At 65.5% G+C, this 26,722-nt stretch carries 24 protein-coding genes and 1 pseudogene; 15 read left to right on the top strand and 10 right to left on the bottom strand.

Features of this window, described 5'->3' with window-relative positions; translation table 11 throughout:
- Nucleotides 1-94: 94 nt before the first annotated feature.
- From BMY67_RS00550 to BMY67_RS00525, 6 genes are all read left to right on the top strand, one after another.
- Nucleotides 95-721, top strand: a complete 627-nt coding sequence (locus BMY67_RS00550) for a DUF4159 domain-containing protein (RefSeq protein ID WP_092767292.1) — start codon at nucleotides 95-97, stop codon at nucleotides 719-721.
- A 45-nt stretch (nucleotides 722-766) separates the two neighbouring features.
- Nucleotides 767-1,744, top strand: coding sequence for an AAA family ATPase (locus tag BMY67_RS00545; RefSeq protein WP_092767290.1), 978 nt, complete (start codon nucleotides 767-769; stop codon nucleotides 1,742-1,744).
- A 128-nt stretch (nucleotides 1,745-1,872) separates the two neighbouring features.
- Complete coding sequence (locus tag BMY67_RS19680; protein WP_092767288.1) at nucleotides 1,873-2,748, top strand: DUF58 domain-containing protein; 876 nt, start codon at nucleotides 1,873-1,875, stop codon at nucleotides 2,746-2,748.
- Nucleotides 2,749-2,926: 178 nt separating this feature from the next.
- A complete protein-coding gene (locus BMY67_RS00535; protein ID WP_092767286.1) occupies nucleotides 2,927-4,513 on the top strand; it encodes a BatA domain-containing protein in 1,587 nt (528 codons plus the stop codon).
- Nucleotides 4,510-6,819 (top strand): hypothetical protein, encoded by a 2,310-nt coding sequence (locus BMY67_RS00530; RefSeq protein ID WP_092767284.1) that lies wholly within the window; start codon nucleotides 4,510-4,512, stop codon nucleotides 6,817-6,819. The genes BMY67_RS00535 and BMY67_RS00530 overlap by 4 nt, the downstream gene beginning before the upstream one ends.
- Before the next feature lie 95 nt (nucleotides 6,820-6,914).
- Complete coding sequence (locus BMY67_RS00525; protein WP_092767282.1) at nucleotides 6,915-8,726, top strand: hypothetical protein; 1,812 nt, start codon at nucleotides 6,915-6,917, stop codon at nucleotides 8,724-8,726.
- Nucleotides 8,727-8,900: 174 nt separating this feature from the next.
- Here the strand turns inward: BMY67_RS00525 and BMY67_RS00520 are convergent, their stop codons facing one another.
- Complete coding sequence (locus BMY67_RS00520; RefSeq protein WP_092767280.1) at nucleotides 8,901-9,143, bottom strand: hypothetical protein; 243 nt, start codon at nucleotides 9,141-9,143, stop codon at nucleotides 8,901-8,903.
- Between the two features lie 134 nt (nucleotides 9,144-9,277).
- On the opposite strand from BMY67_RS00520, the gene BMY67_RS00515 reads away from it, so the two are divergent.
- From BMY67_RS00515 to BMY67_RS00500, 5 genes are all read left to right on the top strand, one after another.
- On the top strand, nucleotides 9,278-9,859 hold the full coding sequence (locus BMY67_RS00515) for an RNA polymerase sigma factor (RefSeq protein WP_092767278.1): 582 nt from the start codon (nucleotides 9,278-9,280) through the stop codon (nucleotides 9,857-9,859).
- A 103-nt stretch (nucleotides 9,860-9,962) separates the two neighbouring features.
- The gene (locus tag BMY67_RS00510) at nucleotides 9,963-11,159 is read left to right on the top strand and encodes a S1 family peptidase (RefSeq protein ID WP_092767276.1); all 1,197 of its coding nucleotides are present in this window, start codon (nucleotides 9,963-9,965) and stop codon (nucleotides 11,157-11,159) included.
- A gap of 83 nt (nucleotides 11,160-11,242) precedes the next feature.
- Nucleotides 11,243-11,383, top strand: a complete 141-nt coding sequence (locus tag BMY67_RS19225; protein WP_177189628.1) for a hypothetical protein — start codon at nucleotides 11,243-11,245, stop codon at nucleotides 11,381-11,383.
- 140 nt (nucleotides 11,384-11,523) lie between these two features.
- Nucleotides 11,524-11,784, top strand: a complete 261-nt coding sequence (locus BMY67_RS00505; protein ID WP_092767274.1) for a hypothetical protein — start codon at nucleotides 11,524-11,526, stop codon at nucleotides 11,782-11,784.
- A gap of 230 nt (nucleotides 11,785-12,014) precedes the next feature.
- Nucleotides 12,015-12,308 (top strand): hypothetical protein, encoded by a 294-nt coding sequence (locus BMY67_RS00500; protein WP_092767269.1) that lies wholly within the window; start codon nucleotides 12,015-12,017, stop codon nucleotides 12,306-12,308.
- A 14-nt stretch (nucleotides 12,309-12,322) separates the two neighbouring features.
- On the opposite strand, the gene BMY67_RS00495 is transcribed toward BMY67_RS00500, so the two are convergent.
- Nucleotides 12,323-13,696, bottom strand: coding sequence for a lysophospholipid acyltransferase family protein (locus BMY67_RS00495; RefSeq protein ID WP_092767267.1), 1,374 nt, complete (start codon nucleotides 13,694-13,696; stop codon nucleotides 12,323-12,325).
- 157 nt (nucleotides 13,697-13,853) lie between these two features.
- Here BMY67_RS00495 and BMY67_RS00490 point away from each other — a divergent pair, with 157 nt between their 5' ends.
- Nucleotides 13,854-15,113 (top strand): tetratricopeptide repeat protein, encoded by a 1,260-nt coding sequence (locus tag BMY67_RS00490; RefSeq protein WP_092767265.1) that lies wholly within the window; start codon nucleotides 13,854-13,856, stop codon nucleotides 15,111-15,113.
- A 47-nt stretch (nucleotides 15,114-15,160) separates the two neighbouring features.
- Here the strand turns inward: BMY67_RS00490 and BMY67_RS00485 are convergent, their stop codons facing one another.
- A complete protein-coding gene (locus tag BMY67_RS00485; RefSeq protein ID WP_092767263.1) occupies nucleotides 15,161-16,252 on the bottom strand; it encodes a chorismate mutase in 1,092 nt (363 codons plus the stop codon).
- 319 nt (nucleotides 16,253-16,571) lie between these two features.
- Here BMY67_RS00485 and BMY67_RS00480 point away from each other — a divergent pair, with 319 nt between their 5' ends.
- Nucleotides 16,572-17,321 (top strand): porin family protein, encoded by a 750-nt coding sequence (locus BMY67_RS00480; protein WP_092767262.1) that lies wholly within the window; start codon nucleotides 16,572-16,574, stop codon nucleotides 17,319-17,321.
- 379 nt (nucleotides 17,322-17,700) lie between these two features.
- Here the strand turns inward: BMY67_RS00480 and BMY67_RS00475 are convergent.
- Nucleotides 17,701-19,668 (bottom strand): annotated as a pseudogene (locus tag BMY67_RS00475) (YfbK domain-containing protein).
- A gap of 321 nt (nucleotides 19,669-19,989) precedes the next feature.
- On the opposite strand from BMY67_RS00475, the gene BMY67_RS00470 reads away from it, so the two are divergent.
- Nucleotides 19,990-21,012: an SPASM domain-containing protein gene (locus BMY67_RS00470; protein ID WP_092767260.1), complete on the top strand. Its 1,023-nt coding sequence runs from the start codon at nucleotides 19,990-19,992 to the stop codon at nucleotides 21,010-21,012.
- Between the two features lie 112 nt (nucleotides 21,013-21,124).
- Nucleotides 21,125-22,015 (top strand): mechanosensitive ion channel family protein, encoded by an 891-nt coding sequence (locus BMY67_RS00465; protein ID WP_092767258.1) that lies wholly within the window; start codon nucleotides 21,125-21,127, stop codon nucleotides 22,013-22,015.
- A 68-nt stretch (nucleotides 22,016-22,083) separates the two neighbouring features.
- On the opposite strand, the gene BMY67_RS00460 is transcribed toward BMY67_RS00465, so the two are convergent.
- From BMY67_RS00460 to BMY67_RS00435, 6 genes are all read right to left on the bottom strand, one after another.
- Nucleotides 22,084-22,428: a hypothetical protein gene (locus BMY67_RS00460; RefSeq protein ID WP_092767256.1), complete on the bottom strand. Its 345-nt coding sequence runs from the start codon at nucleotides 22,426-22,428 to the stop codon at nucleotides 22,084-22,086.
- Nucleotides 22,429-22,560: 132 nt separating this feature from the next.
- Nucleotides 22,561-22,764: a FeoB-associated Cys-rich membrane protein gene (locus tag BMY67_RS18715; protein ID WP_143069647.1), complete on the bottom strand. Its 204-nt coding sequence runs from the start codon at nucleotides 22,762-22,764 to the stop codon at nucleotides 22,561-22,563.
- Between the two features lie 62 nt (nucleotides 22,765-22,826).
- Entirely contained in the window at nucleotides 22,827-23,645 is an 819-nt protein-coding gene (locus BMY67_RS00450) for an inositol monophosphatase family protein (protein WP_092767254.1), read from the bottom strand.
- 153 nt (nucleotides 23,646-23,798) lie between these two features.
- Nucleotides 23,799-25,490 (bottom strand): apolipoprotein N-acyltransferase, encoded by a 1,692-nt coding sequence (lnt, locus tag BMY67_RS00445; protein ID WP_092767252.1) that lies wholly within the window; start codon nucleotides 25,488-25,490, stop codon nucleotides 23,799-23,801.
- Nucleotides 25,480-26,244, bottom strand: coding sequence for a 16S rRNA (cytidine(1402)-2'-O)-methyltransferase (gene rsmI / locus BMY67_RS00440; RefSeq protein WP_092767250.1), 765 nt, complete (start codon nucleotides 26,242-26,244; stop codon nucleotides 25,480-25,482). The genes lnt and rsmI overlap by 11 nt, the downstream gene beginning before the upstream one ends.
- A 179-nt stretch (nucleotides 26,245-26,423) precedes the next feature.
- Complete coding sequence (locus BMY67_RS00435; RefSeq protein ID WP_092769508.1) at nucleotides 26,424-26,678, bottom strand: 4a-hydroxytetrahydrobiopterin dehydratase; 255 nt, start codon at nucleotides 26,676-26,678, stop codon at nucleotides 26,424-26,426.
- Nucleotides 26,679-26,722: the final 44 nt, after the last annotated feature.

Below are 26,722 nucleotides of genomic sequence, written 5' to 3'. Positions count from 1 at the left end.
CCTCCACCACCCGGCTATTTTTCCCGGCTCAGATAGAAACCAGGACAAAAGCTAACGGCTGAGAGCTGAAAGCTATTAGCCCACAAAACCAACTATGCCCGCTGCCGCCTTCACCTTCGTGCGCCTCAAGTACCAGTCGGGCGACTGGGACGCGGTGGATGAGCGCATGCCGGCCAACCTGCTGCACTCGCTGGTGCAGTACACCAAGGTGCCGGTGGCGCCCAAGGAGAAAGTGGTGGCCCTCGATTCGGAAGAGCTGTTTCGCTACCCGTTCTGCTACCTCTCGGGCCACCGGCTGGTGCAGTTTTCGGCCGCCGAAAAGAAGAATTTCGAGCAGTACGTGCGCGGCGGCGGCTTCGTGTTCGTCGACGACTGCAACCACGATATCGACGGGCTGTTTGCGCGCTCGTTCGAGGAGCAGATGCGGGTGTGCTTCGGGGCCGGGGCGCTGAAGAAGCTGCCGAAGTCGCACCCGATTTACTCGCAGTTTTTTCAGTTTCCGGAGGGCCCGCCCAACACCGGCTTCGAGCTCAACGGCTGGGGCGACGACCTGGTGCACGACTACCTCAAAGGCATCGAAATAGATGGCCGCCTACGGGTGCTCTACTCCAACAAAGACTACGGCTGCGAGTGGGACTACGACTTCCGCAACAAGCGCTTTCTGGCCGTAGACAACACCAAATTCGGCGTCAACATCATCCTCTACGCCCTCACGGCCTGACGCCGCCGCCCTGCTTCACCCCTAAGCCCTTCCTAGTTTCTTACCATGACCGAACAAGACGTAACGCGCCTGCTGGCTAAAATTCCGCTGCTGAAAGCTGAAATCGGGAAGGTGATTGTGGGCCAGCAGCCGGTGCTGGAAGAAGTGCTGGTGGCCCTGCTGGCCGGCGGCCACGCGCTGCTGGAGGGCGTGCCGGGGCTGGCTAAAACCCTGCTCGTGCGCACGCTGGCCCAGGCCACCGATTTGCCCTTCCGCCGCATCCAGTTCACGCCCGACCTCATGCCCACCGACATTCTGGGCACCGAGATTCTGGAGGAAGACCACGGCACCGGCCACCGCTCGTTCAAGTTCAACCCCGGCCCCATTTTCGCCAGCCTGGTTTTGGCCGACGAAATCAACCGCACGCCGCCCAAAACCCAGGCCGCGCTGCTCGAAGCCATGCAGGAAGGCCACGTCACCTACGCCGGCCAGGAGCACGCGCTGCCCCAGCCGTTCTTTCTGCTGGCCACCCAGAACCCCATCGAGCAGAGCGGCACCTACCCGCTGCCCGAGGCTCAGCTCGACCGGTTCCTGCTCTACGTGCGCATCGGCTACCCCACCGAAGCCGAGGAGCTGGCCGTACTGACGGGCACCACCGGCACCGCCCGCCCCGAAGTGCAGCCCATCCTCAGCGGCGACGATGTGCGCCAGCTGCAACTACTGACCCGGCAGGTGAGCATCAGTGAGGAGCTGGTACAGCAGGTGAACCGGCTGGTGCGGGCCACCCGGCCGGCCACCTCGCAGGTCAAGTTTATCCAGGATTACGGCCGCTGGGGCGCCGGTCCGCGCGCCGGCCAGGCCCTGGTGTTGTGCGCCAAGGCCCGCGCCCTGTTGCAGGGCCGCTTCGCCGCTACGCAGGAGGATGTGCGGGCGCTGGCGCCGGCCGTGCTGCGCCACCGCATCCTGCTCAATTTTAATGCTGAAGCGGAAGGTTTGACCACGGATGATGCGGTAGCGGCGCTGTTACGCGACGTATCTATATAAATTTCACGCAGTGTCTCGGGGTGGATGACGCGGTGTCTCGCAGTGTCGTTCAACGGCCACCCCGAGACACTGCGTTGTCCACCCCGAGACACTGCGTTGTCCACCCCGAGACACTGCGTGAAACTTTTATGCTGACGCCCGAACACCTGCACGCCCTGCACAACCTGCCGCTGGCCGCCCGCATGGCCGCCGAGGGCCTGCTGCACGGCGCCCACCTGAGCCGGCGCAAGGGCGCGGGCATGGAGTTCAGCCAGTACCGCCCCTACCAGCCCGGCGACGATTTGCGCCGCCTCGACTGGCGCCTCGCGGCCCGCTCCGACCGTTACTACCTGCGCGAATCGGAAGTGGATACCAGCCTGACGGTGCATCTGGTGCTCGACGCCACGGCCAGCATGAACCACCGCGACGACAATGGCCTAAGCAAGCTTGAATACGGGCGCCTGCTGTGCGCCGCGCTGGCCTACGTAGCCACCCAGCAGGGCGACGCTGTGGCCCTGACGGTGCTGCATCCCGGCGGCCTGCGCCACCTGCCGCCCCGCGCCGACGCCCGCCAGCTGCCCCGCCTCTACCACGCCCTCGCAACCACCGACGCCACCGGCCAATTCCCCGACACCGCCACGCTCGCGCCCCTCACCGCCCGCCGCCAGCCCGCCCTCACCATTTGCGTAACCGACTGGTACGAGGAAAACGGCGAAGTTGAGCGGCTGCTGACGCGGCTGCGCGCCGCCGCGGGCGAGGTGCTGGTGCTGCACCTGATGGCCCGCAACGAGCTGGAATTCACGTTTCGCGGGGCCGTGACGTTTGAGGACCTCGAAACCGGCCAGCAGCTCCAGCTCGATGCCGGCCAGCAGCGCCGCGCCTGGCAGCAGCAGCTGCAACCCTGGTTGCAGGCCACCGCCCGCCGCGCCCGCACCCTGGGCTTCGACTACCAGCTGCTAAATACCGCCGACCCGTTTACCGATGCACTGCGCGAGTTTCTGCGCCGGCGGGCCCGCGGGGCGTAAGGCCATTGTACTAGTCAACTCTGTTGCGCGACGGAGCGGTACGAGCCGCCGCAACTAGCGGCCCTGATTCGCGTCTGTACCCTCGCATTTTTTCCGTTATTGAATTTCTACCGTCGTAGGCAGTTGCTTCGTTTCCCGGAGCTTGTAGCTTGCGGCTTGCAACTTGTAGCTTAAATCCTTGCCGCCAATCCTTTTCACCCACGCCGCCGCTGGCTGGCTGGCCCTGCTGGGGCTGGCCGTGCCGCTGGCCATTTACCTCTGGAACCGCCGGCCGGGCCGGGTGGTGCGGGTGGGCAGCGTGCGGTGGCTGGAAGCGGCCGCCAACCAGCGCCTGCGCAACATCAGGCCCGAGCAGCTGCTGCTGTTTCTGCTGCGGGCCGCCGTGCTGGGCTTGCTGGCGCTGGCCGTGGCCGAGCCCCTGCAACTACTGCCCGTGCCGCCTGCCCGCGGGCAGGTGCTGCTGGCCCCCGGCATAACGGCCGCAGCCCTCGGTCCACTCCGGCCGATGCTGGATTCGCTGCGGCTACGCGGCTACGAACTGCGCCAACTCGCCGACACCCGGCCCGTCAGTACGCCCCGGCCCTGGGCGGCGCTGGGCCTCGGCGACACCACGGAGCGGGCTCCGAGGCAGCTTCTGGTCGATACCGTTTTTGCGGCCGCGCCCAACCTCTGGAACACCGTGCAGCTGGCCGCCGATTCGTTGCCCGGCCGGCCGCTGGTGGTAGTCGCGCCGCTGAGCGTGGCCTCGTTTCAGGGCACCCGCCCGGCCCTGCCCGCCACCGTGCGCTGGCTGCCGCTGCCCCCGCCCGATTCGAGCCGCTGGCCCGTGGCGGCCTGGGTTACGCACCCCGATAGCCTGGCTATCCTGATGGCAGCCGGTTCGGAGTCAGCAGTGGCTTACCAGAAAGTGCGCGTACGGCGGCCGGCCCAGGGGCAGCTGCTGGGTGGCCGTTGGGGCGGGGCGGAAATCAGGCTGGCCAGCCAGACCGAGCTGCTGGTAACCGAAAACGGCCGCCGCCGCACCCTGCCGCTGCTGCGCCGGGCGCCGCGCTGGCACATGAGCCACGATGCCGCCCACGCCGCCTCGGCCCGGGTGCTGAGCGCCGCCCTGCGGGCCGTAGCCCCCACCCTGCCACTGCCGCCCCGGCTGGTGGTTTCCACTTCGGAAGCCGTACCCACTGACTCACTCGACTGGCTGTTCTGGCTGCGCGACGCCCCGCTACCCGCCCGCTGGGCCACCGACGCATCGGTGCGCGTCTGGCAGGAAGCGGCCTCGGCCACGAAGCCTTTCGCCACCGAATTTCAGCCCGCCGCCAGCCTCGAAATCAGCGCCATTTCCCGTCTCGATACGGCTGCCCAACCGGGCGCCGTGCCGGTGTGGACCACCGCGGCGGGCCGGCCGCTGCTAAGCTGGCAGCCATCCGGCCGCTACCGCCTGCACACCCGCCTCGATGCCGCCTGGAGCACCCTGGCCGACAGTCCCGAGCTGCCCGCGCTGCTGCTGTCCCTGTTGCTGCCCCCCGCTCCCACCGCCTTCCAGCCCGATTCCCGTCAGCTACCTATGAGCCAGCTGCGTGGGCCGGTAGCCACCGAGGCCAAAGGCCTGGAACCAACCGCGCCACGCCGGCCGCTGGCGCCCTGGCTGGTGCTGGCGGCGGGGCTGCTGTTTGGGCTGGAACGGCTGCTGGCCGCCCGCCGCAACCGCGCCGCGCCGGCTGCGGTGCCTTCTTCTGAACCGTCCACTGCCCAACGCCAGTCCGCATGAGCCCCGCAGCTGCCGCCGTTACTACCGAAACTGCCGCCCCGGCCGGGCTGGTGCGGGCCGCTGGCCAGAGCCGGGCCCGCCGCCGCACGCTGACCTTGCTGCTGCCCGGGCTGGCCGCGGCCGGCTTGCTCCTGACGGTGGCCCTGGCCTGGCCGGGCGCCGGCTATTTCATGGCGGGGGTAGCGCTGGCCCTGCTGCTGCTGGCAGGTTGGGCGGGCTGGCGCATCTGGCACGAGTCGCCCGCCGCCACGGCCCGCCGCCTCAACCGGCAGCATCCTCCGCTGGAGGACAGCGCTGCCCTTTTGCTGCGTCCCGCGTCGGAGCTGAACCTGCTGGAGCGCCTGCAACAGCAGCGCCTGCAACAGCGGCTGCCTAGCCTGGCGGCGGCCGGGCCACTGCTGCCCGTAAATTTCCGGCCCGCCCTGGTTGGGGCGGCGGCTTTGCTGCTGCTGGCGGCCCTGGTTTGGTGGCAACGCCCTGGTTCCGCCACTACGCCAGCACCAGCGGGCGGCGCACCCGTCGCCCTCCGCTTTCAGGAAACGCCGGCCCAACCGGCCGCGGCCCCGCGCATTATCGAAACCCGGTTGCGGGTGCAGCCGCCGGCCTACACCCGCCAGGCTGCTTTTGCGCCGGAGTCGGGCTCGTTCCGCTGCCCGGCCGGCAGCCAGGTGCGCTGGCAGGTGCGCCTGAGCCAGCCCTCGAAAACCCTACCAGTGCTGGAGCTGGGCGCCCGCAAGCTGCCGTTGCGGCCGGTGCCGGGCGATTCGCTGGCTTTCGAGCGGGAGGAGCTCCTGACGGCTTCGGCCCTCTACCGGCTGCGGCTGGGCGGGCAGGTTTCCGATGACTACTCCATTGAAGTAGTACCCGACCAGGCCCCGGTTATCCGCCTGATTCACCCCAAAGCCTACACGCTGGTGGAGTTTGGCCAGCCGCCGCGGGTGGCCATCGAGGCCCAGCTCAGGGACGACTACGGCCTGAGCCGGGCCCGGCTGGTGGCCACCGTGGCCCAGGGCCAGGGCGAGGCCGTGAAGTTTACCGAGGTGGTAACCGAGCTGAGCGCCGGGCTGGGCGGCCAGCCCACCGCCGCCACGCTGCGCCCGGTGCTCAACCTGCGGGCCCTGGGCCTGAGCTACGGCGACGAGGTCTACTTCTACCTGCAAGCCTGGGACAACCGCCAGCAGCTCACGCGCTCCGATACCTACCTGGTGCAGTGGGAAGACACCACGGTGCAAAGCAGTGGCCTCGATGCCTCGCTGGGCGTGAATACGGCCCCGGCCTACTTCCGCAGCCAGCGCCAGATTATCATCGACACCGAGAAGCTGCTGGCCGAGCAGCGCGGGCTGCCCGCCGCCACCGTGCAGGAGCGCGCCAACAGCATCGGCGTCGACCAGAAGCTGCTGCGCATGCGCTACGGCAAGTTTTTGGGCGAGGAAACCGACGAGCAGATTGGCGGCGCCACGCGGCCCGATGAGGCCGACCAGGCCAGCCGCCCCGCCGACCCGCCCGGCCTGGGTTCGGTGGTAGCCGAAGACCACACCACGCCCGAACCCGCCGCCCCCGCCGCCGAGGAGCACCACGAAGGCGACGGCCACGACCACAGCCACGGCCTGCCCGCCCCGGCCGGACAGTCGGCCGCCGAGGCCCGCACGGCCGAGCTGATGGAGCCCTACATGCACCGCCACGACGATTCGGAAACGGCCGATTTTCTGGAGCCCGCCGTGAAGGCCAAGCTGCAAGCCGTGCTGGCCCAGATGTGGGAGTCGGAGCTGCGGCTGCGCACCGGGCAGCTGCGCGAGGCGCTGCCCTTCGAGTACCGCGCCCTGCGGCTGCTCAAGCAGGTGCAGCAGCAGACGCGGGCCTACGTAAAAAAGGCCGGCTTCACGCCCCCGCCCATGCCCGAGGCCACCACCCGCCTCACCGGCGACCTGGCCGGCGCCAGCGCCCCGCGCCGCCAGCGCCAATTAGAGGCGCCGCCGGCCCAGCCCACGTTACGGGCCGCCCTGGCGGTGGTGCGGCAGCTGCGGGGCTCCGGGCCGCCGCCCGCCGGCGCGGCTGCCGCCCTCGAGCAGGTGGGCCCCGAGCTGGCGCGCGCCGCTTTGCAAACGCCCGGTCGCTACCTGGCGGCCCTGCGCCACCTGCGCGAAACCACCGCCAGCCTCCGGGCCGGCCAGCCGGTTGCCCAGCCAGGCCTGGCGCCGCTGGAGCGCGCCCTCACCGACTTGCTGCCCGTTCCTCCGCCCGCTCCCACTGCCCGTTCTGCTCCCAAAACCCAGCTCACCCGCCGCTATTTCGATCTGCTGAACTGATTGAAAGTGACAGGCAAAACCATAATAAAGCGCCCGATTTCAAGCAGTAACCATTGGGTTCTAAGCACCACTAACTAAGCTCCAGGCACTAAAAAATGCTCTACCTGCTCCCCCTGCTGCTAGCCGTGCTGCTCACGGTGCTGGCCCTGCGCCGGTCCGATACGCGGCGGCGGGGGCTGCGCGTGGCGGCCGGGCTGCTGGCCGCGGCCGGACTGGCCCTGGCCGCTCTGCCGCCCAGCCGCAGCCGGCCGGCGGCTGCCCCGGGAGCCGCCACGGCCGTGCTGCTCACGCCCGGCTACTCGTCCGATACGCTGGCCGCGCTGCTCTCCAGCCTGGGGACGGGCACGCCGGTGTGGCGCTTTGCCCCAACCGAAACTACCGCCGCCCTCTCCGCCGATACGCCCGTTTTCCGCAACGCCAGCGCCATTCGGGCCAAGCTGCCGGGCCTGCGCCGCCTGCACGTGCTGGGCCGGGGCCTGCCCGCCGCCGATGTACCCGCGCTGGCAGGTCTGGAGCTGCACCCCCACGCCGATGCGCCGGCCGCTGGCTTCCGGCAGGCAACCTGGGACGCCCGGCCCACGCTGGGCGAAGCATGGGTGGTAAGCGGCTCGTTCGCGGCGGCCCAGGCCGGGCCGGTATGGCTGCGGCTGCGGGCCGCCGGCACCGTGCGCGACTCCGCGCGGCTGCCGGGCGGCACGGGGGCATTTCGGCTGAGTTTTACGCCGCGGGCCGCGGGCCGGGCAGTATATGCGCTGGAAGCCCGCAGCAGCGGCCGGGCGCTGGTGCGCGAGCCGGTGCCGATAGAGGTGCAGGCGCCCGAACCGCTCCGGGTGTTGCTGCTGGCCGCCACGCCTTCGTTCGAGCTGCGGTTTCTGAAAGATTACCTGGCCGGCCGCCAGTACGCCGTGGCCCTGCGCACCGGCCTGAGCCGGGGCCTTACCCAGACCGAATTTCTCAACCTGCCCAACCCGCCGGCCCTCGGCAGCCTCAGCCCCGCCCTGCTCGCCCGCTTCGATGTGGTGATAACCGATGCCGCCACGCTGGCCAGCCTCGGCGGGTCCGAAACGGCGGCTTTGCGCACGGCCGTGGCCAACGGCACCGCCGGCCTGCTGCTGCTGGCCGACGCGCCCACGCTACCCCGGCAGCTGCCCGGCGGCGCGGCCTTTGGGCTACAGGCCCGCCCGGCCGCCGCCGCGGCTACGGCCCAGCCCTTGCGCTGGCCGGCGGCCCCGGCCGGAGCCACGGCCCTGGTACCGGCCACCCTGCGCCCCGCTACCAACCTGCGCCCGCTCATCAGCAGTGGCTCCGGTGGGCAACTCGTGGCGGCGGCGCGGCGGCTGGGGCTGGGCGCGGTGGTAGTCAGCACCATTACCGAAACGTTTCCGTGGCAGTTGCGTGGGCAGCCGGCCGTGTATGGGGCCTACTGGAGTTGCCTGCTCGGGGCCGCCCGCCCACCCCGGCCCGCCGCGCTCAGCATCGCGCTGCTCAGCCACTGGCCCCGCCCCAACACCCCGCTGGAGCTGCGCATTGCGGGCGCCACGGCCGGCCCGCTCACCCTTGCCGGCCCCAACGGCGCAACCGTGGCCGCTGCCCGCCGGCCCGATGCCCGGGTGCCCGAATGGAGCAGCGCCACCTACTGGCCCGCCACGGCCGGCTGGCACGAGGCCCGGGTAGGCGCGGCCCGGCACTGGTTCTACGTGTATGCCCCAGGCCAATGGCGAGGGCCCGAACAGCCGCGCTGGCAGCTGGCCGCGGCCCAGGCTGCCACGACCACACCAGGAGTTGCCGCGGCGGCCGCAGCCGATGCGCCGCCCACCACTGCCGGGCACGAAACCTGGCCCCGCTGGTGGGGCTACGCCCTGTTTCTGGTGGGCGCGGGGCTGCTGTGGCTCGAAGAAAAGCTGTAGCGCCAGACCATCAGTCCGCTATGCGCCTGACAGTCAGAAGCCGGTAGCGCGGCTGAGGCAGTTCGGCTGGTTGGGCCTTATCTTACGGGCCGCTTCGGCCAAAAAAACAGCCCGGGCCCCGCTGTTGCGGAACCCGGGCTGCTGTGGCAAACCGGCGAGGCCGGCCGGCACGTACTACTTCACCTCCTGGGTGGTGGTAGTGGTAGTCGAGGTAGCCTCCGTGGTGGTAGCGGGAGCAGTTTCGGTGGTTACCGGAGCAACTTCGGTCGTCGTTACCGTCGTATCCATGGGAGTCGTGGTGGCGTCCATGGTGGTGGTTTCGGTGGCGGTGGTGGTTTCAGCAGCCTTCTGCTCGCACGAAGTGAGGGTGGCGGCGAAAACGGCTACCAGGGCCGAAGCTTTCAGGAAATTTTTCATGTTGGGGGTTGGTTGGAAATGGATGGTCCGAAAAACGTGGTTCATCCGTAAAACCACCAATGGTAACCCACCGCCGAAAAATAAATTTTTGGCGGGTTACCCAACCCCTCTCCACGTATTAAGCAAGAAAGCGAATGGGTAAGGGACAACCTTCCTACACCGATGAGGAGTTCGTGGCGGCCATCCGCCGCGACGACGACCGGGCGCTGGCGCAGCTCTACCGGCTGCACTTCCCCATGATTTCGAACTACGTGCTGCAAAACAGCGGCACCGACGACGAAGCCAAGGATGTGTACCAGGAGGGCGTGATGGTATTTTACGAGAAGGTTCGCGAAGGCTCCCTGGAGCTCAGCTGCCAGATCAAAACCTACCTCTACGCCGTATGCCGCCGCCTGTGGCTCAAGCGGCTCGCCGAGAAAACCCGCTTCAGCGGCCGCCTCGACGACCACGAGCCCTTCCTCGAAACCGGCGCCGAGGCCGACCTGGAGCAGGCCGAGGAAAAGGAACGGCAGCTGGGCACCATGGCCCAGGCGCTCGACCTGGTGGGGGAACCCTGCCGTTCGCTGCTCGAAGGATTTTACCTGCTCGATAAGTCGATGCAGCAGCTCACCGACGATTTCGGCTACACCAACGCCGACAACGCCAAAAACCAGAAATACAAGTGCCTGGTCCGCCTGAAAAAGCTCTTTTTCAATCAGTACCAGGAATCGAATTAGGGCTTAGTATCTGGTTGCTACAGCTTAGGCCGTTCTGACAGTTTAATGAACAGCCTAAGCACTAGCAACGAGCCACGAAGCCCTGACAACTAAGCACTATAAAATGAAAACCGAAGCCGACTACTACGCCTTATTCGAAGCCTACCGCGCCGGCGGGCTGGGCGATGCGGAACGGACGGCCCTGGAGCACCGCCTCGCGGCCGACCCCGCGCTGGCCCAGCGCCTGCAGGAGTTCGAGGAGCTGACCGGCACGCTTACGGCCTACGGGCGGCGCCAGGCACTGCGCCGGCGCCTCTCGGCCATCCATGCCGATATGGTGGCCGAGCACACGCCGCGGCTTGACTTGGCCAAAGTGGCCGAGCAGGACGAGCGGGGCGAGCAGTTTGCCACCGGCCAGGCCCCGCGGCCCATGCTGCGCATTTCGCGCACCGAGCAGAAGCTGCGCGCCTTCTGGCAGGGCCACCGCGCTACCATGATGGTGGCCGCCGCTGTGGCCGTGCTGGCCGTGTTCACCACCCTGCTGGGCCTGGAAATGTACCGCACGTCGCAGCAAAGCACCTCTTCGCGCTACGGCTACACCATGCTGCGCCGCGAAGTGGAGCGCATCAAGCGCGACCAGCGCAGCATGAACCGCGCGATTACCCAGATTGATGCGGCCGCGCCAACTGAGCGCGTCAACCCCGGCAAGTTCAGCGGTACGGGCTTCGCCCTGACCTCCGATGGTTACCTCGTAACCAGCTACCACGTTATCCAGGGGGCCGATTCGCTGCTGATTGAGAACCGCGCCCGCCAGCGTTTCCGTGCCGAGCCGGTGTTTACCGATGTGGCCCACGACCTGGCTATTCTGCAAATCACCGACAAGGACTTCACCGGTTTTGGCCGCCTGCCTTACGCTTTCAAGCGGGGCCAGTCGGATTTAGGCGAGAAGGTGTACACCCTCGGTTACCCCCGCGAAGACCTCGTATTCAACGATGGCTCGCTGAGCGCCCGCTCGGGTTTTGAAGGCGACACGGGCTTCTACCAGGTGAGCATTCCGGTGAACCCCGGCAACTCGGGCGGCCCGTTGCTTGATGACCGCGGCAACCTGATTGGCGTGGTGAGCGGCCGGCAGATGGACGTGCAGAGCGCCGCCTTCGCCACCAAATCGTCGTACCTGATGCGGCTGGTCGATTCGCTGAGCGCCGCCGGCGCGGGCCGGCCTTACAACCTGCCGCGCTACAACCAGCTCGGCGGAACCACCCGCCCTCAGCAAATCCGCAAACTGCAGGATTATGTGTTCGTAGTAAAAGTGTACGAATAAGGGTTTAATAACTCTCCGAATGATTTCGCCCTACTGCTCCGGCAGTAGGGCTTTTTTGTGCACTTAACTGCAGATGCCGCGAAGTGCGCCCCGCCCTCGACCGCACCGTGGCGGCCGGCCCGCGCCAGTTGCCGCTCGATTTAAGCGGGCTGGCGGCCGGGGACTACTATTGCCAGGTGCGCGGGGGCCGGCGCAGCAGCAGTCTGCTGCTGGCCGTGGAGTAGCCGTGCCACCTGCGTAAGCTCGTCGGTAGTGGATTCTTTGCGTCAGCAGGTATCAAAATCGGCCGATGTGCGTACAGATCCGAAGGCGGCCCGCCCGGGCAGCCTTCGACTTTCTTTCCAGCTGATTCTACCATTTTCCTATGAGCGACCAACTCTCCACCGAAGTAGAAAAAATTCTACCCGAAGACATCATCAACGCCCTGCAAAGCGGTTACCACGTGTTCCGGGGCGAGCAGGAGCACTTCGAAGACATGGTAAAGCACAGCAGCTCGCTGTTGCGCAAAATCTCCCAGCGCTTCACTCCCGTCCAGATTATTGTAGGCATTGCCGTGCTGGCCAGCGTGGCAGTTATTGCCGTATCGAAAACGGCCGAAGCCATGCAGGACAACGACAACGAATAGTCGCACTCCTCTCATGGGCCTCGGCCCGGCTTAGAAATCAAGCCTCTTTCCAATGGGAAGGGGCTTTTTCAGGTTCATTTCGCAATGTAGTTTTACCAATAATAATTTATCCTTATAATTGCACTGGCAACATAAAAAATTGCTTCTGATATAGAAGGCACCAGCTGCGCAAGCTGCCGGACCCTTCCTCTGGTACCGACAGCCCGTCCGTTTATTACGCCTTCTCTGCCATGAAACTATTTGTATCGCTGCTGCTGCTGGCCGGAACGGCCGCGCTGGCAACCCCCGCCCGCGCGCAACAGGCCACCCGTCCAGCTACCGAAAGCGGCCCTAAACCCGCTGCGGGCCGGTCGGCCGGCAACGCCCAGACCGCATCGCTGGGGACAAAGGCCAACAGCAAACCAACCTGGCAGCAGCGGCGCGCGCTAAGGAAGAAGAAGCTCACGCCTTACGCCGAGGCCATGCTGCACAACGAGCTGTTGCGGGAGGAACCCGCCAAGAAAACCGGCGCAGGCTTGCTGTAGCGCCGGGCGGCAGCTCAGCCGCCGCGCTCCAGGTAGGTTTCGCGGGCCTCGCGCAATAGCCGCAGCAGCGTGGCGCGCTGGCGCAGCAGGCCCTCCATAGCGGGGCGCTGGCTGCCAAACAGCCGCAGGGCCCGCAGCCGCAGCAGCCGCTCGTGCAGCGTGCCGGCGTAGCCCAGCGCATAAAACCCCGACAGCGGCAAGCTCAGCTGATACAGCAGCGTCCAGCGCCAGTCCTGGGTGAAGTGGTGGACCAGCGCCGTCTGGCCCAGGTAGAAGCCGGTGAACGTAAGCATGCCCACCGTGAGCATGATGGGGGCCACGAACTCGGCCTCGCTGGTGGCCCGGCGTGCCACCCACGACGGAATAATGTAGGGCAGATAATTATTGACCAAGCCGTACAGATACACCGGCAAACCCAGCAGCAGGCGGGCCGAGGCCACCAAAGCCCGGCGGGTGCGGGTGCTGGCGGGGCCGCGGGCTGCCAGAGCGTCGTCGGTGAGGTGCATATCGTCGAGTTGCTGCAGGTAGGCGTGCAGGCGCTGGCGTAGCTCGGCCAGGCGGGCCGGTTCGTGCTGCGCGAAATAGCGGCTGGCCTTTAGCAGCGTGCGGCTGAGCAAAAAGTTGTCGTAGAGGGTTTCCTCATCGTCCTGAATCAGGTGCTGGCCGAAGGTGCGCTCGACCTGGGTTATCAGCTCATCTTCCTCATCCGACACCGTAATAATCAGGCGGTGCTCCAGGCGGGTGCGGATTTCTTCGGTGAGGGCCTCGGCGGCGGCTTCCGGGTTCTGGCGGTACTGCTCGGCGTAATCGGCCACCCGGATGGGCTCGGCCGGGTTGATGAACACGTCGGAGCGGAAGCGCTGGGGGTCGAAGTAGTTGATGCCGAAGGGCAGAATGCGCAGCCCCAGCTGGAAGTCGCGGCGGGCTTCGGCCCCGAGCGCAATGCGGGCCGCCCCGGTTTTCAGCGGCCGCAGCCGCCGCTCCGATACGCTGGTACCCTCGGGGAAGATCATGATGGTGCCGCCCCGGTCGAAGTAATCGTAGCACCGCCCGAACGCCTTTTCGTTCTGGGCTTCAAGCTGGGCCGGGCTGAGGGTTTCGGCGCCGGTTTCGAGGTCCTGGCGGCGGTAGATGGGGATGGAGTTGCCCGACTCCATAATGGCCCGCAGAATCGGATTCTGGAAAAACGTGCTTTTGGCCAGAAACGCAATGGGCTGGCGCCGGTTGACGGCCGCCACCAGCGGGTCCATGAGCGTGTTGGGGTGGTTGCTGGCGATGAGCAGCGGGCCGGCCCCGTGCAGCCGCTCGCGGTGGCGCACTTCGAGGCGGCGGAAGAAAACGCGCAGCGCCACCTGTACCAGGGGCTTCATGACGGTGTAGAAAAGCATAGCTACAAGAAAAGCAGATTTTCGGCGGAAACTACTGGCCGGTTCCGGGGCCTAGTTGGCACTGGCAGCAGCGGCGACCAAACCACAATGCGCCGGATTCCGACTTTTCGGAAGCCGCGGACGGTAGTTTGCGCAGGGTCGCGCATCTTTACGGTTCATGAACCGTTCGCTGCTGCTTTCTCTGCTCCTGCTGCTGTGCGCCGGCGGCCTGCTGCGCCCAGCGGCGGCCCAGGCCCAGACTGCCCCGCCCGATACGCTCGGGGCCGACGCGCCAGCCGGCCGCGCTCCTATCCCGGCGGCCATGCTGCGGCAGGCCCGGCAGCTGGTGCTGGAGCGCCGCTACGACAGCGCCTGGCGGCTGCTGGCCCGGCTCGACCCGCGCAACACCGACCCGAATGTGGTCATCGAGAAGGCTGACTTAGCCCTGCGCTATTACACCAACACCGAGCAGCTTCGGCGCTTCGCTTTCCGCGACCTGAAACTGCTCGACCTGGCTCCCGACAGCCTGCGCCAGCTGGGCCACGACAGCCTGCGCTACCGGTTTGCGGTGCGGCAGGTGCTCGAACGGCTCCAACGCCGCTACCCCGATAACTACCGCCTCGCCCGGGCCCTCGGCGACTACTACTACACCGTGCAGCAGTGCGACTGCGCCGAGGACGGCCTCGGCGAAGATGAGGTGTTTCTGCGCACCATTACCGAGTACCAGGAGGCCCACGCCCACGGCCAGGGCGATTACCTCTCCTACTTTGCCCTGGGCTACGCCTACCAGCGGCTGGGGCGGTTTCAGGCCAGTCTGGCGCCTTTCGAGCGGTCGTTGGCGCTGCGCCCGCACAACCCCATTGTGCACCTGAACATGGCCTTTGTGCTGCTGGAACTACGGGAATTGGAGAAGGCCCGCGACCAGGCCCGGCTCGCCCAGCAGTATTTTCCCGATGCTCATCGCAAGGACGACGCCGGCTTCCTGCTGAAGGAAATTGAGGAGCGAATCCGGCAGACCAAGTCCGCAGCCCCGGCCGAAGCGCCCCTTCCGGCCGCCCCGGCCGCCGCCGATACCACCCGGGCCGCCCCACCTGCCGAGGCCGTTCCGGCGCCGCCTATCGAGCCGGATGAGGTGGAAGACGAGGCCGCGCAGCAGGAAGCGCCACCGGTCGAACCGCAGCCAGCGGCCCCCGGCAAGTCCCAGCCTTCGAAGGGCGAGCCGGCTAAAGGCAAGCCCGGGAAAGGTGAAGGCCCGAAGAAAGCTGCCGCGGCCGGCAAGCCCAAAACGTCTAAAGCAGACGCAAAAACATCCGGCGAACCCACCTCAGCTGCCAAAGTCGAGAAGCCTGAATCGGGGACCACGACCACTTCCGGCAAGCAGTCCAATCAGCCAAAAAAGAAGCCTGCCCAGCCGGTAAAAGGGGCCGTAAAGAAGTAGCGCTCAGGCCTGCTGAACGGCAGATTCACCCCCACCATTTCACCAGCTTACGTATTCATTACGCTGTTTTGGCGGTTGATGGATTCGAGGTGCACGGCGTCGAAGTAGTGGCGGATGAAGCTGTCGGTGAGGCCCAGCTGGTCGCCTTTGCGCAGGCCGCGCTCCATGATTTCGTTCCAGCGCCGGGCCTGCAGAATGGTGATGTTGTTTTCCTTTTTGTAGCGGCCGATGCTTTCCGACACCTGCATGCGGCGGCCCAGCAGGTGCAGAATCTCGTCGTCGAGCTGGTCGATTTGGGTGCGCAGCTGGGCCAGCTTGTCGAGGAATTCCTGCTCGGTCGACGTATGCTGGCGCCAGGTCAGCGAGTCGAGCAGCTCGGCCAGCCGCTGGGGCGTCACCTGCTGCTTGGCGTCGGACCAGGCATTGTCGGGGTCGATGTGCGATTCGAGCATCAGGCCGTCGAAGTCGAGGTCGATGGACTGCTGGGCCACGGCGGCCAGGCCGGTGCGGTTACCGCAGATGTGGCTGGGGTCGCAGATGAGCGGCAGCTCGGGCAGGCGGCGCTTCATCTCGATGGGCAGGTGCCACATGGGCGCGTTGCGGTACTCGGTGTTGCCATAGCTGGCGAAGCCCCGATGAATTAGGCCGATGTCGGCCACGCCGGCCTGGGCCAGGCGCTCAACTGCGCCCAGCCACAGCTCCAGGTCGGGGTGCACCGGGTTTTTGATGAACACCGGCACCTTCACGCCACGCAGCGCATCGGCCAGCGCCTGCACCGAAAACGGGTTTACCGTGGTGCGGGCGCCAATCCAGAGCACGTCTACATCGTAGGCCAGCGCATCCTCCACGTGCTGGGGCGTGGCCACTTCCACGGTGGTGGGCAGGCCCGTCAGCTCGCGGGCTTTCTGCAGCCAGGGCAGCCCGGGCTTGCCAATGCCCTCGAACATGCCCGGCTTGGTGCGCGGCTTCCAGATGCCGGCCCGCAGCATATCGACCCGGCCGGTAGCGGCCAGCTGGGTGCAGGTAGCCAGCAGCTGCTCCTCGGTTTCGGCCGAGCAGGGCCCGGAAATAAGGAGGGGCTTTTTGCCGGGGAAGTGGCTGGTAACGGCTAGCTGGGCGGCAGTGGAGGCGTAGGGCATTGCAGAACGGGGCAGGTAAATAGCGGGGGGCAAGATAGCGCACCAAAGGCGCCGCCGGGTAAAACAGCCAGCCCGGCCCCTGGTTTCGGCCCCTGACAAAACCGCCCCGGCCGGCCCGGGCTGCCGCGCCGGGGCGGTGGTGGTTGCCCGGGCCGGTCGGGGCGCTCACAATCAAAAGGTTGGCGGGGTACTGGCCCAGCCGGATTTCAGCAAGGCGGGCTTCGGGCACAAACTGGCACGGTTTTGCCAAGCGGCCCTTATACCGGCCACCGTTCTGCTTTGCGCCGGGCCCAACTTCCTTCCGAAACCTTTCCAGATTATGCGTACCAACCAACTCCTCGGGCGCCTTGCCGCCGCTGCCCTGCTCGTTTCCGGTTTTGCCACGGCTTCCGAAGCCCAGACCCGCCGCGCCCCGGCACGCCCCGCGCCAACCTATTCGTCGTCGTCGTCGTCGGCTACTGAGGGCATAAAGTTCGGCGTACGGGCCGGCCTGAACGTGGCCGACCTCTCGGGCGACGCCGTTAAGAGCTTTACCGACCTGACGGACCTGGCCAGCGGGGCGCTTACCAAGGAGATGAAACCGGGCTTCTATGCCGGCCTCTACGCTACCATTCCGCTGGGTTCACGCTTCGCCATCGAGCCCGGTTTGGGCTATTCGGAGAAGGGCACCAAGCTGAACGGTACGATTCCGTTCGAGCAGTTCAAGTTCATCAACGCCAAGCTTGAGGGCACCGCCCGCCTGGCGTACCTCGATATTCCGGTGCTGGCCAAGGCCTACATTACCGACGGCCTCTACGTGTATGCCGGCCCGCAGGCGTCGGTAATGCTCTCGGGCAAGGCCCGCGTGAAGGCCAGCGCCTTCGGTTTCTCGGCCTACAACAACGATTTCGACGTGAAAGACCAGCTCCGGACCGTAGATTTCGCCGTAGTAGGCGGCCTGGGCTACCAGACGCAGAGTGGTTTCGGCGTAAGCGCCGGCTACGACTACGGCCTGTCCTCGCTCGACAAAAACAACAACTTCGACGCCTACAACCGCGTCATCAAAGCCTCGCTCAACTACTCGTTCTAGCGCGGCAGTAGGGCCGTAACGCGAACTTTGTAGTTCGCGGGTTGAACGGCAACTAATCCATCGTTCAACCCGCGAACTACAAAGTTCGCGTTACGGCCTCACTAAATAATAAACCGAAGGCGGCCCGGCGGCGTGAATGGCGCAGGAGCTGCAACCCGCTGCGTCCGCCGCCCGTGAGTGAGGCGGACCACCTTCGGAAATAGGGTTTGAGCCGGCCGCTGAGGGCTGATAACGGGCCAGGCTGCTGAAAGCAGGAGCCCCGGCCGGCCTCGTTAGGTTGCACGCTAACGGCCCGAAGCAGCATTTATTTTGACTATCGGCGCCGCCGGCCTTCAACCTTCGCCATGTGCGGGATGAAAGCCGGCGGCGCTTTTCGGTTTTACCGTGCACCTACCACTACGGGGGCTGGCTGCAGGCCTTCGGCCAGGCGCACGAGGCGCACCAGCTCGGCGCGGTAGCCTTCGGGGTCGAAGCGGCGGGCGCCCTCGGCGAGGCGGGCGGTGGCGTCGTAGGTGGCGGTGCCGCGGTGCTCGCTCTGGCGCAGCAGCATGCCAAACTGGGCCACGGCGGCGGCGAAGCGCAGGTTTTCGCTGGCCTGGGCCAGGGGCCGGGCTACGCCCGTGAGCGGTAGCGCCAGCAGGCGGCTTACGGTGCCGCGCGGCTCCTTGTAGCGCAGCTTCACCGTCAGCAGCTCGGCCGAAGCCAGGGCCGGGCGCGTGGCCGGCGCGGGCTAATACTTAAGGGCATCGACGGTGGCCGGCGCGCCGACGGGCACAATTTCGTAGAGGGCCGTAACGGTGTGGCCCGAGCCCAGCTCGCCGGCATCTTTGCGGTCGTTGTTGAAATCTTCGGCGGCCAGCAGGCGGTTTTCGTAGCCCACGAGGCGGTACTCGCGCACCCGGGCCGGGTTGAACTCGACTTGCAGCTTCACATCCTGGGCGAGCGTGAACAAGGTGCCGCCGAACTGGCTAACCAGCACCCGACGCGCCTCGTCGAGGTTGTCGAGGTAGGCGTAGTTGCCATTGCCCTTGTCGGCCAGCAGCTCCATCTTCTGGTCCTGGTAGTTGCCGCGGCCCACGCCCAGCACCGTCAGGAACACCCCCGCTTCGCGCTGCTGCACAATGAGGCGTTCCATGGCCTGGTCGCTCTGCTCGCCCACGTTAAAGTCGCCGTCGCTGCACAGAATGACGCGGTTGTTGCCCTGGGGGTTGAAGTTTTGGCGGGCCACGTTGTAGGCCAGGCGCAGGCCCGCGCCGCCGGCCGTGCTGCCGCCGGCGCTCAGGTTGTCAATGGCCCGCAGAATGGTGGCCTTGTCGGAGCCGGCGGTGGGGGGCAGCACGGTGCCGGCCGCGCCGGCGTACACCACCAGCGACACTTTATCCTGCGCGCGCAGCTCCTGCGTCAGTAGTTTCAGGCCCTGCTGCACCAGCCCGAGCCGGTCGGCGCCCTCCATCGAGCCCGACACATCGACCAGAAAGACCAGGTTGGCGGGCGGGAGCTTATCGGTGGCCACTTTGCGGGCCTGGAGGGCCACCTGCACCAGCTGGTGGGCGGGGTTCCAGGGGCACTGGGCCTGCTCGGTAATCACGCGGAAGGGCTCAGCGGCCGAGGCGGCGGGCTGGGGGTAGTCGTACTGGAAATAGTTGAGCATCTCTTCGACCCGCACGGCCTCGGGCGGCGGCAGCTGGCCCTGCTGCAAAAAGCGGCGCACGTTGCTGTAGCTGGCGGCGTCCACGTCGATGCTAAAGGTGCTCAGGGGCTCGTTGCGGGCCGAACGGAAGCCGTTTTCGGTCACGCGGGCGTAGGTGTCGCCCGCGCCGGGCTCGGGCCGGGGCGGCGGCGAGGACATGTAGATTGGGGTAGCCGACGAGTTGTAGCCGGCCGCATCGGCGACGGGGGAAGCTTGAGGCCGGGCCCTTTCGCCCTTCGACACCGCGGAAACCGACCCGCGAATCCGGGGCGAGGCGCGGCGGCCAACGCGGCCGGTTACCACCACTTCACTCAGGCCTTTCGAATCAGTGGCTAGTGCGGCATCAACCACCTTCTGCCCGTTCAGCGCTACTTCTTTGGAATTAAAGCCAATCGAGCTAAATACCAGCACTGTAGCCGATTGCGGCACCTCAATCTGGTAGGTGCCATCGGAATTCGTGCTGACGCCAACGGAAGTGCCCTTGACAAGTACCGTGACACCGGGCAGGCCCTGGCCGGTGGCGCGGTCGGTAACGCGGCCGGTTACGGTGTAGGCGGCCGGGGCCACGGTAGCGGCAGGAGCGGCGGCCGTTTGGGCCAGGGCGCGGTCGGCGGGCAGGAGCCCGGCCGCCAGCGCGAGGTAGAGGAAGCGGTGCATCAGCAGAAAGAATAGAGGGTGAAACCACAGGGAACCGGCCGGGTTCTGGTTCTTTGATGCAAGGTGGCAGAGGATTCCACACGAGATTCTTAAAAAAAAGCCGATAGCTAATCCAAATTGCGGACCAGCGCAAGCAATTAGCTCCCCTCCTTGGAAAGGAGGGGTTGGGGGTGGTTGATGCTGCCTGAACGATGGTTAGCTCTAGCTTCTAGCTGCTGTTCAACGGATGCCAACCACCCCCAGCCCCTCCTTTCCAAGGAGGGGAGCTAGTTGCTAGCTCTACCTAGATTAGCTATCGGCTTCCTGTGGGTACCTTTGCCTATGCCTTCCCTGCTCACCGATTCGCTTAACTTCCTGTCCAAAGCCACCCCGCGCCGCCTCTGGAACGGGGCCCAGGTGGTGGGCGGCTACCTGCTGAGCAAGGCCACCGGCAAGGCCCGGCACTGGGGGCTGCCGGTGGCGCTCAGCTTCGAGCCCACCACCAGCTGCAACCTGCGCTGCCCCGAGTGCCCCAGCGGCCTGCGCTCTTTCACGCGGCCCACCGGCATGCTGCCCGACGAGCTGTTCCGCAAGACCATCGACGAGGTGGCCTCCCGGCTCTGGTATTTAATTTTCTACTTCCAAGGTGAGCCCTACCTGCACCCCAACTTCCTCGATCTGGTGAAGTACGCGGCCGGTAAGGGCATTTATACCGCCACCAGCACCAACGCCCACTACCTCAACGATACCAACGCCCGCCGCACCGTGGAAAGTGGCCTCGACCGGCTCATCATCTCGCTCGACGGCACCACCCAGGAGGTCTATCAGCAGTACCGCGTGGGTGGCAAAATTGACAAGGTGCTGGAGGGCACCCGCAACGTGGTGAAGTGGCGCAAGCAGCTAAAATCGAGCACGCCGCGCATCGTGTTCCAGTTTCTGGTGGTGCGCCCCAACGAGCACCAGCTGGACGAGGCCCGCACGCTGGCCCGCGAGCTGGGCGTGGACGACGTGTGGTTTAAAACGGCCCAGATTTACGACCACCACAACGGCTCGCCCCTCATCCCGACCATCGACTACTACTCGCGCTACGAAAACCAGGGCGACGGTACCTGGAGCCTGAAAAACAAGCTGCTCAACCACTGCTGGAAGATGTGGCACTCCTGCGTGATAACCTGGGACGGCCTGGTGGTGCCCTGCTGCTTCGACAAAGACGCCGAATACCGCCTCGGCGACCTGCAAACGCAGACGTTCCGCCAACTCTGGCACGGGCCCAAGTACCGGCAGTTCCGCGCCTCGCTGCTCAAGGGCCGCTACCAGATTGAGATGTGCCGCAACTGCTCGGAAGGTACCAAGGTGTGGGGCTAAGCAGCTGATCGGGTTAAATTGAAGCGTCGTAGAGACGCGACCCTTCGCGTCTCGTCGTTGCTGACGTTGAACATCAGCCCACAGCTATTTTTTCCCGGTTTCTGCTCTATCTATGATTGGCTCGACTGAGTTTCAACGCGCTTTCACCCTACTCTCCGAAAAGCTCACGCGCTGGGTGCAGGGCCTGATTCTGCTGCTGCCCAACCTGCTCATTGCGCTGCTGATTCTGGTAGCCACCTACTTCGTGGCCAAAATGGTGCGCCGGCTGGTTGTGCGCATCCTGCCGCGCATCTCGCCCAGCGTCACGCTCAACAACCTCATTGCCACCATGGTGCACGCGGGCGTGCTGCTGATTGGCATTTTCTTCATGCTGGAGGTACTGAGCCTCGACAAAACCGTGACCTCGCTGTTGGCCGGCGTGGGCATTGTGGGGCTGGCCCTGGGCTTTGCCTTTCAGGACATTGCGGCCAACTTCATCAGCGGCATCATCATTGCGGTGCAGCGGCCGTTTATGGTCGGCGACCTTATCCAGACCGACACGTATTTCGGCACCATCGAGAGCATCAACCTGCGCACCCTCAACCTGCGGCAGGTAACGGGCGAACTGGTGCGGGTGCCCAACCGCAAGGTGTTCGAGGCGCCGGTTATCAACTTCACCGTTACCACCCAGCGACGCGTCGATATTGAGTGCCGCGTGGCCTACGATGCCCGGCTGGAGCAGGTGCGCAGCCTGGTAGAGGCTTGCATGCAGGATTTTCCGAACCGGCTGGTACACCTGCCGCTGGAGGTGATGTTCACCGAGTTCGGCCCCAGCGCCATCAACTTCACCCTGCGCTTCTGGATTCCATACCGCCGCGATGTAGACTACGTGAGTGCCAAAAGCGAGGCCATCCTGCGCGTTAAGCGGGCCCTCGACCAGGCCAACATCCCGATTCCCTACCCTATCCAGACGCTCAACATTAGCCCCGGGCCACCGGCGCCGGGCAGCCCGCGGCCGGACTAAACGACACCATGCGCCCCGAACGAATTCGGGACGCACGGTGCAGGTTGCGCAAACGACCCGAAGGCCGGTTACTTGTGCTTCTTATCGAGGTCCTTGCCCAGGTCTTCTACCGTTTTGAGAAACTCATCGACGCTCGTGTCGCCGTAGGTGCCGTAGGCGGTGGCGATGGTGCCCTTCACGCCGTCGGCGGTTTCGATGGCATAGAGAATCGACATATCGTCGGGGTTGCTTTCGCCCTCGAAGCGGTAGAAATCGACGATGGTTACCTCCTCGGGCATGTAGCCGCGGGCCTTGTTATCGTCGCTGAGCGGGTAGAGCTTGCCGTCGGTTACCCGGAAATCGGCCGTGAAGCCGTCGGCGACCAGCTTGCTTTCCACATTCACGAGGCTGCGCTCTTTTTCGTTGTCTTGCATGACTAGGGGATTAGGTGTTAGGGAGGGGAGTGCGGGAAAGGAATAACGCGGGTCGCTAACAATGCTGCCCCCGTGCCGGGCTATACGTAGCCGGTACGGGGGCAGGTTATACCCGAGTCCAGAAAAGCGGTTTTAACCTTGGTTGCCGGCTTTCTGCCGTTGCTCGGCCAGGTCAATCGTGCGCTGTAGCCGGTCTACATCGAAGGCCGAGCAGGCGCTGCCGCAGCCCTTGGCGCAGCCGCTCTGGCGCTTATCAAACGCCTGCCAGAAGATGCGCCCCACGTAGAATGCCGCCGCGGCAAAGAGCAGCGCAATAATGAGATATTGTAACCACATGATTTTTAGGAGTTAGGAACTTAGTGAAGGGCAATACCGGATGGCAACCGGTTTCGTTCTAGCTAACCGCTAATACCGGCTCCCTGTTCCCGCCACACCTGCCCTATCAGCGCCTGCATCTCGCCGTGGACCAGGCCGTTGCTGGCCACCACCTCGCGGCCGAACAGCGGGTCGCCGTCCTGCAGAAACTCGGTGACGCGGCCGCCGGCCTCGCGCACCAGCAGAATACCGGCCGCCACGTCGTAGGAGTTGAGGTTGAACTCGAAGAACCCCTCGAAGCGGCCGGCGGCCACGTAGGCCAGATCGGCGGCGGCTGAGCCCACCCGGCGCACCCCGTGCGAGCCGCGCATGAAGGCGCCCAGCACCTTCAGGTAGTCGTCCATGAGGCCGAAATCGGTGTAGGGGAAGCCAGTGGCGATGAGCGACGAGTCGAGGTCGGGCACCTCGGACACGTGGATGGGTTGCTCGTTGCAGAAGGCCCCGGCACCCTTGGCGGCCCGGAAGCACTCGTCGCGCACCACCTCGTACACCACGCCGGCCACCAGCTCGCCCCCCCGAATCAGGCCCACGCTCACGCAGTACACCGGCAGGCCGTGCACGAAGTTGGTGGTGCCATCGAGCGGGTCGATAATCCAGTTGTACTCCTCGGCCCGATCGGCGCCCTCGGTGCCTTCTTCGGTGATGAAGCCGGCCTCGGGCAGCACCTCGCGCAGGCCGGCCACCAGCAGCTTCTCGGTTTCCTTGTCCACGTACGAAACCAGGTCGTGGGTGCCCTTATTCTCGATGTGGCTGCGGTTGAACGTGGCCGATTCCTGGCGGATAAAGCCCCCGGCGCGCCGCGCCACGGCCGCAAGCTGAAAGCTGATTTCGTTGTAATCCATGATGATGTGGTGCGTAGGGCTTGATTGGTAATGCTTAGGAAAGAACGTCATGCTGAGCGGAGCGAAGCATCTCGCGTGCTGATGTTGCAGGAGTATTTCAATGTCAGCACGCGAGATGCTTCGCTCCGCTCTGCATGACGTTCTTTTCATTCCTTACGCAGCCTCAACCGCCCGCTTACGCCCCAGCACGGCCGCCGCGACGGTGCCGATCAGCAGTAGCACGGCCAGCACCTGGCAGCTGATGCCAATCAGCTCGCCGTAGCGGACGTAGAAGGTGAGCTCGGTGTTGAGATGCACGGTGCCGCGCAACGCGGCCGGCACCCACCAGCCCGACTGCTGCGTGATTTCGCCCTTCTGGTTGATGAAGCCCGAAATGCCGGTATTGGCCGAGCGGGCCACGTCGCGGCGGGTTTCGATGGCCCGGAGCGTGGCGTACTGCAGGTGCTGCTTATGCCCCGGCGAGTCGCTCCACCAGCCGTCGTTGGTGATGATGCCGATGAGCGTGGCCCCCTTGGTCACGTAATCGGCCACAAAGTCGCCGTACACCGACTCGTAGCAAATAACCGGGGCCACTCGCAAAGCCGGCGCGGCGGCCGCCTCGAACACGGCGCGCTCGGGCTGTGAGCCGAGGCCACCGGCCGAGCCGCCCAGGTCAATCACGAACATCGACAGCCAGGGCGGCACGCCTTCCACGCCCGGCACGAGGCGGCTTTTGTGGTAGAACGCGGCCGGATCGGTAGGGCGCCCCAGGTGCAGGGCCGCATTGAACAGGTCGTAGTACCCCATATCGTCCCGGAAACGAGCAGTAGGGCTGGCCTGCGCTTTATCAGGGCCGTACTGGCCTACCGTGGTCAGGCCGGTTACCAGGTCGATGTCGGGGTGGGTACCCAGCCACTGCCGGAGCTGCCTGATGCGCGGGTAGGTTTCGATGTTGCTTTCGAAGTAGGTTTCATCGAGGCTGGTTTCGGGCCAGAGCACGAGGCGCGTTTGGGGCGTCAGCTGCTGCTCGGTCAGCGTCATCATCCGCGCCAGCTGCTGATCGTAGGGCACAAAGTTGGGCGCGCCCTCAAACTTCTCCAGAAACGGGTCGAGGTTGGGCTGCACCACCACTACTTCGGCCTCCGGTCCTTTCTCCTGGTAGTTGCGACCAATGCCCAGCGAAATACTCACGGGAATGACTACTGCCAGCACCGGAGCCACCCACCGCCAGCGCGCCGGCCCAAATGACCACGGCGGCGCGGCTTTCTCTCCCCCGAACCACGCCCAGAACACGAGCAGATTCACCGCCCAGATCCAGAGTGAGCCGCCCAGGAAACCGGTATACTCGTACCACTGCACCCACTGGTTGGCGGTGGCAAAGCCGTTGCCGAGTGTAAGCCAGGGCCAGGTGAGAAACCAGTGCAGGTGCAGCTGCTCGAAGGCAATCCAGTAAATGGGTAGCGAGAGGTAGCCCAGCGTCGGGCCAAACCGTTTTTTGGTGTGATAAAAGGCCGCCAGCGCCGCGCTCATCATCAGGGCATTGCAAACGACGGCCGCAATACCGCCGCCCAGCGTGCTGAAGCTTACCCAGTAGGTGGTGAACAGGTTCCAGAGCATCAGGGTGAGGTAGCCGTAGCGCCACACCTTCCAGCCGCTGGCTCCCTGGCGGGTCAGGTGTTGCTCCAGCAGCAGGTAGGGCACCCAGGCCACCAGCAGCAGCAACGCCAGCGGGGCGGGGTTCACCGGCCAGCCGGCCCACAGCAGCGTGGCGCTCAGCAGCGCCAGCAAGCTCGGCAGCCAGTAAGCCCAGCCTTTGGCCGCCGGGGGGGCCGTAACGGGCTGGGGCAGGGTTGCGTTATTCGACATCGTCTTCGGTCTGGTCGTCGTTATCGTCGTACTTTTTGTAACGGTCGGCTTTGGCGGGGCGCTCGTAGGGGCGGCCCTGCACCACCAGCACAATTTCGCCCTTAATGGAGGGGCGGGCGGCGAAGTTCCGGGCCAGCTCGGCCAGCGGGGCCGTTACGGTTTCCTCGAACAGCTTGGTCAGCTCGCGGCTTACCGAGGCGGGCCGCTCGGGACCCAGCACGTCGGCCAGCTGCTCCAGCGTCTTCACAATCCGGTGCGGCGACTCGTAGAAAATCATGGTGCGGGTTTCGGGCACCAGTTCCTGCAAACGCGTCTGCCGGCCTTTTTTGACTGGCAGGAACCCCTCGAACGTAAACCGCTCGGCCCCGAAGCCCGACTTGAGCAGCGCCGGTACCAAGGCCGTAGCCCCCGGCAAACACTCGACTTTAACGCCGCGGGCCAGGCATTCGCGCACCAGCAGAAAACCGGGGTCGGAGATGCCCGGCGTACCGGCGTCGGACACCAGGGCCATGGTTTCGCCCTTGGCCAGCCGCTCCAGCAGCCGCGGCACCTGCTGGTGCTCGTTGTGCAGGTGGTAGCTGAGCAGGGGCTTCTTCAGCGCCAGGTGTTGCAGCAGGCGGCCGCTGGTGCGGGTGTCTTCGGCCAGCACCAGATCCACCTCGCCCAGTATCCGGATGGCGCGCAGGGTGATATCCTCCAGGTTGCCAATAGGCGTGGGCACCAGGTAAAGCAGCGTAGGCGTAGGTTCCGACATAGCCACAAAGGTAGTTTATCAGTTGCCAGTTGCCGGTTGCCAGTATGGAGTTGTCAGTTGTCAGTTGCCAGTTGCCAGTTGCCAGTTGCCAGTTGCCAGTTGTCAGTTGTCAGTTGTCAGTTGAGAATCTGTTCAGCAACTCCATACTGGCAACTGACAACTGGCAACTGACAACTGAATCAAGCTTCCTCGCCGCCGTACTCGGCGGCCAGCTTATCGATGGCGGCAGCTAGTTTCCGGTCTTTGGCGGTGATGGTGTTGCCCGCGTCGTGGGTGCGCAGGCGGAAGCTGACGGTGTTGTACTCGTTGCTCCACCAGGGATGGTGGTCCTGGAACTCGGCCTCCTCGGCCACGTCGCTCATGAAGCTGAAAGCTACCTTGAAGTCTTTAAAACGAAACATATTGCAGAGGGCGTTATCCTGTTCGATCCACATGGCAAAGGGCAGCATTGGTAGTGCTGCAAGGTAGCGCGTGGCGG

It is taken from the genome of Hymenobacter actinosclerus, from assembly GCF_900111515.1.
Classification (GTDB): domain Bacteria; phylum Bacteroidota; class Bacteroidia; order Cytophagales; family Hymenobacteraceae; genus Hymenobacter; species Hymenobacter actinosclerus.
The sequence above is the reverse complement of the archived record's forward strand: the minus strand, read 5'-3'. Positions and strand labels throughout refer to the sequence as shown.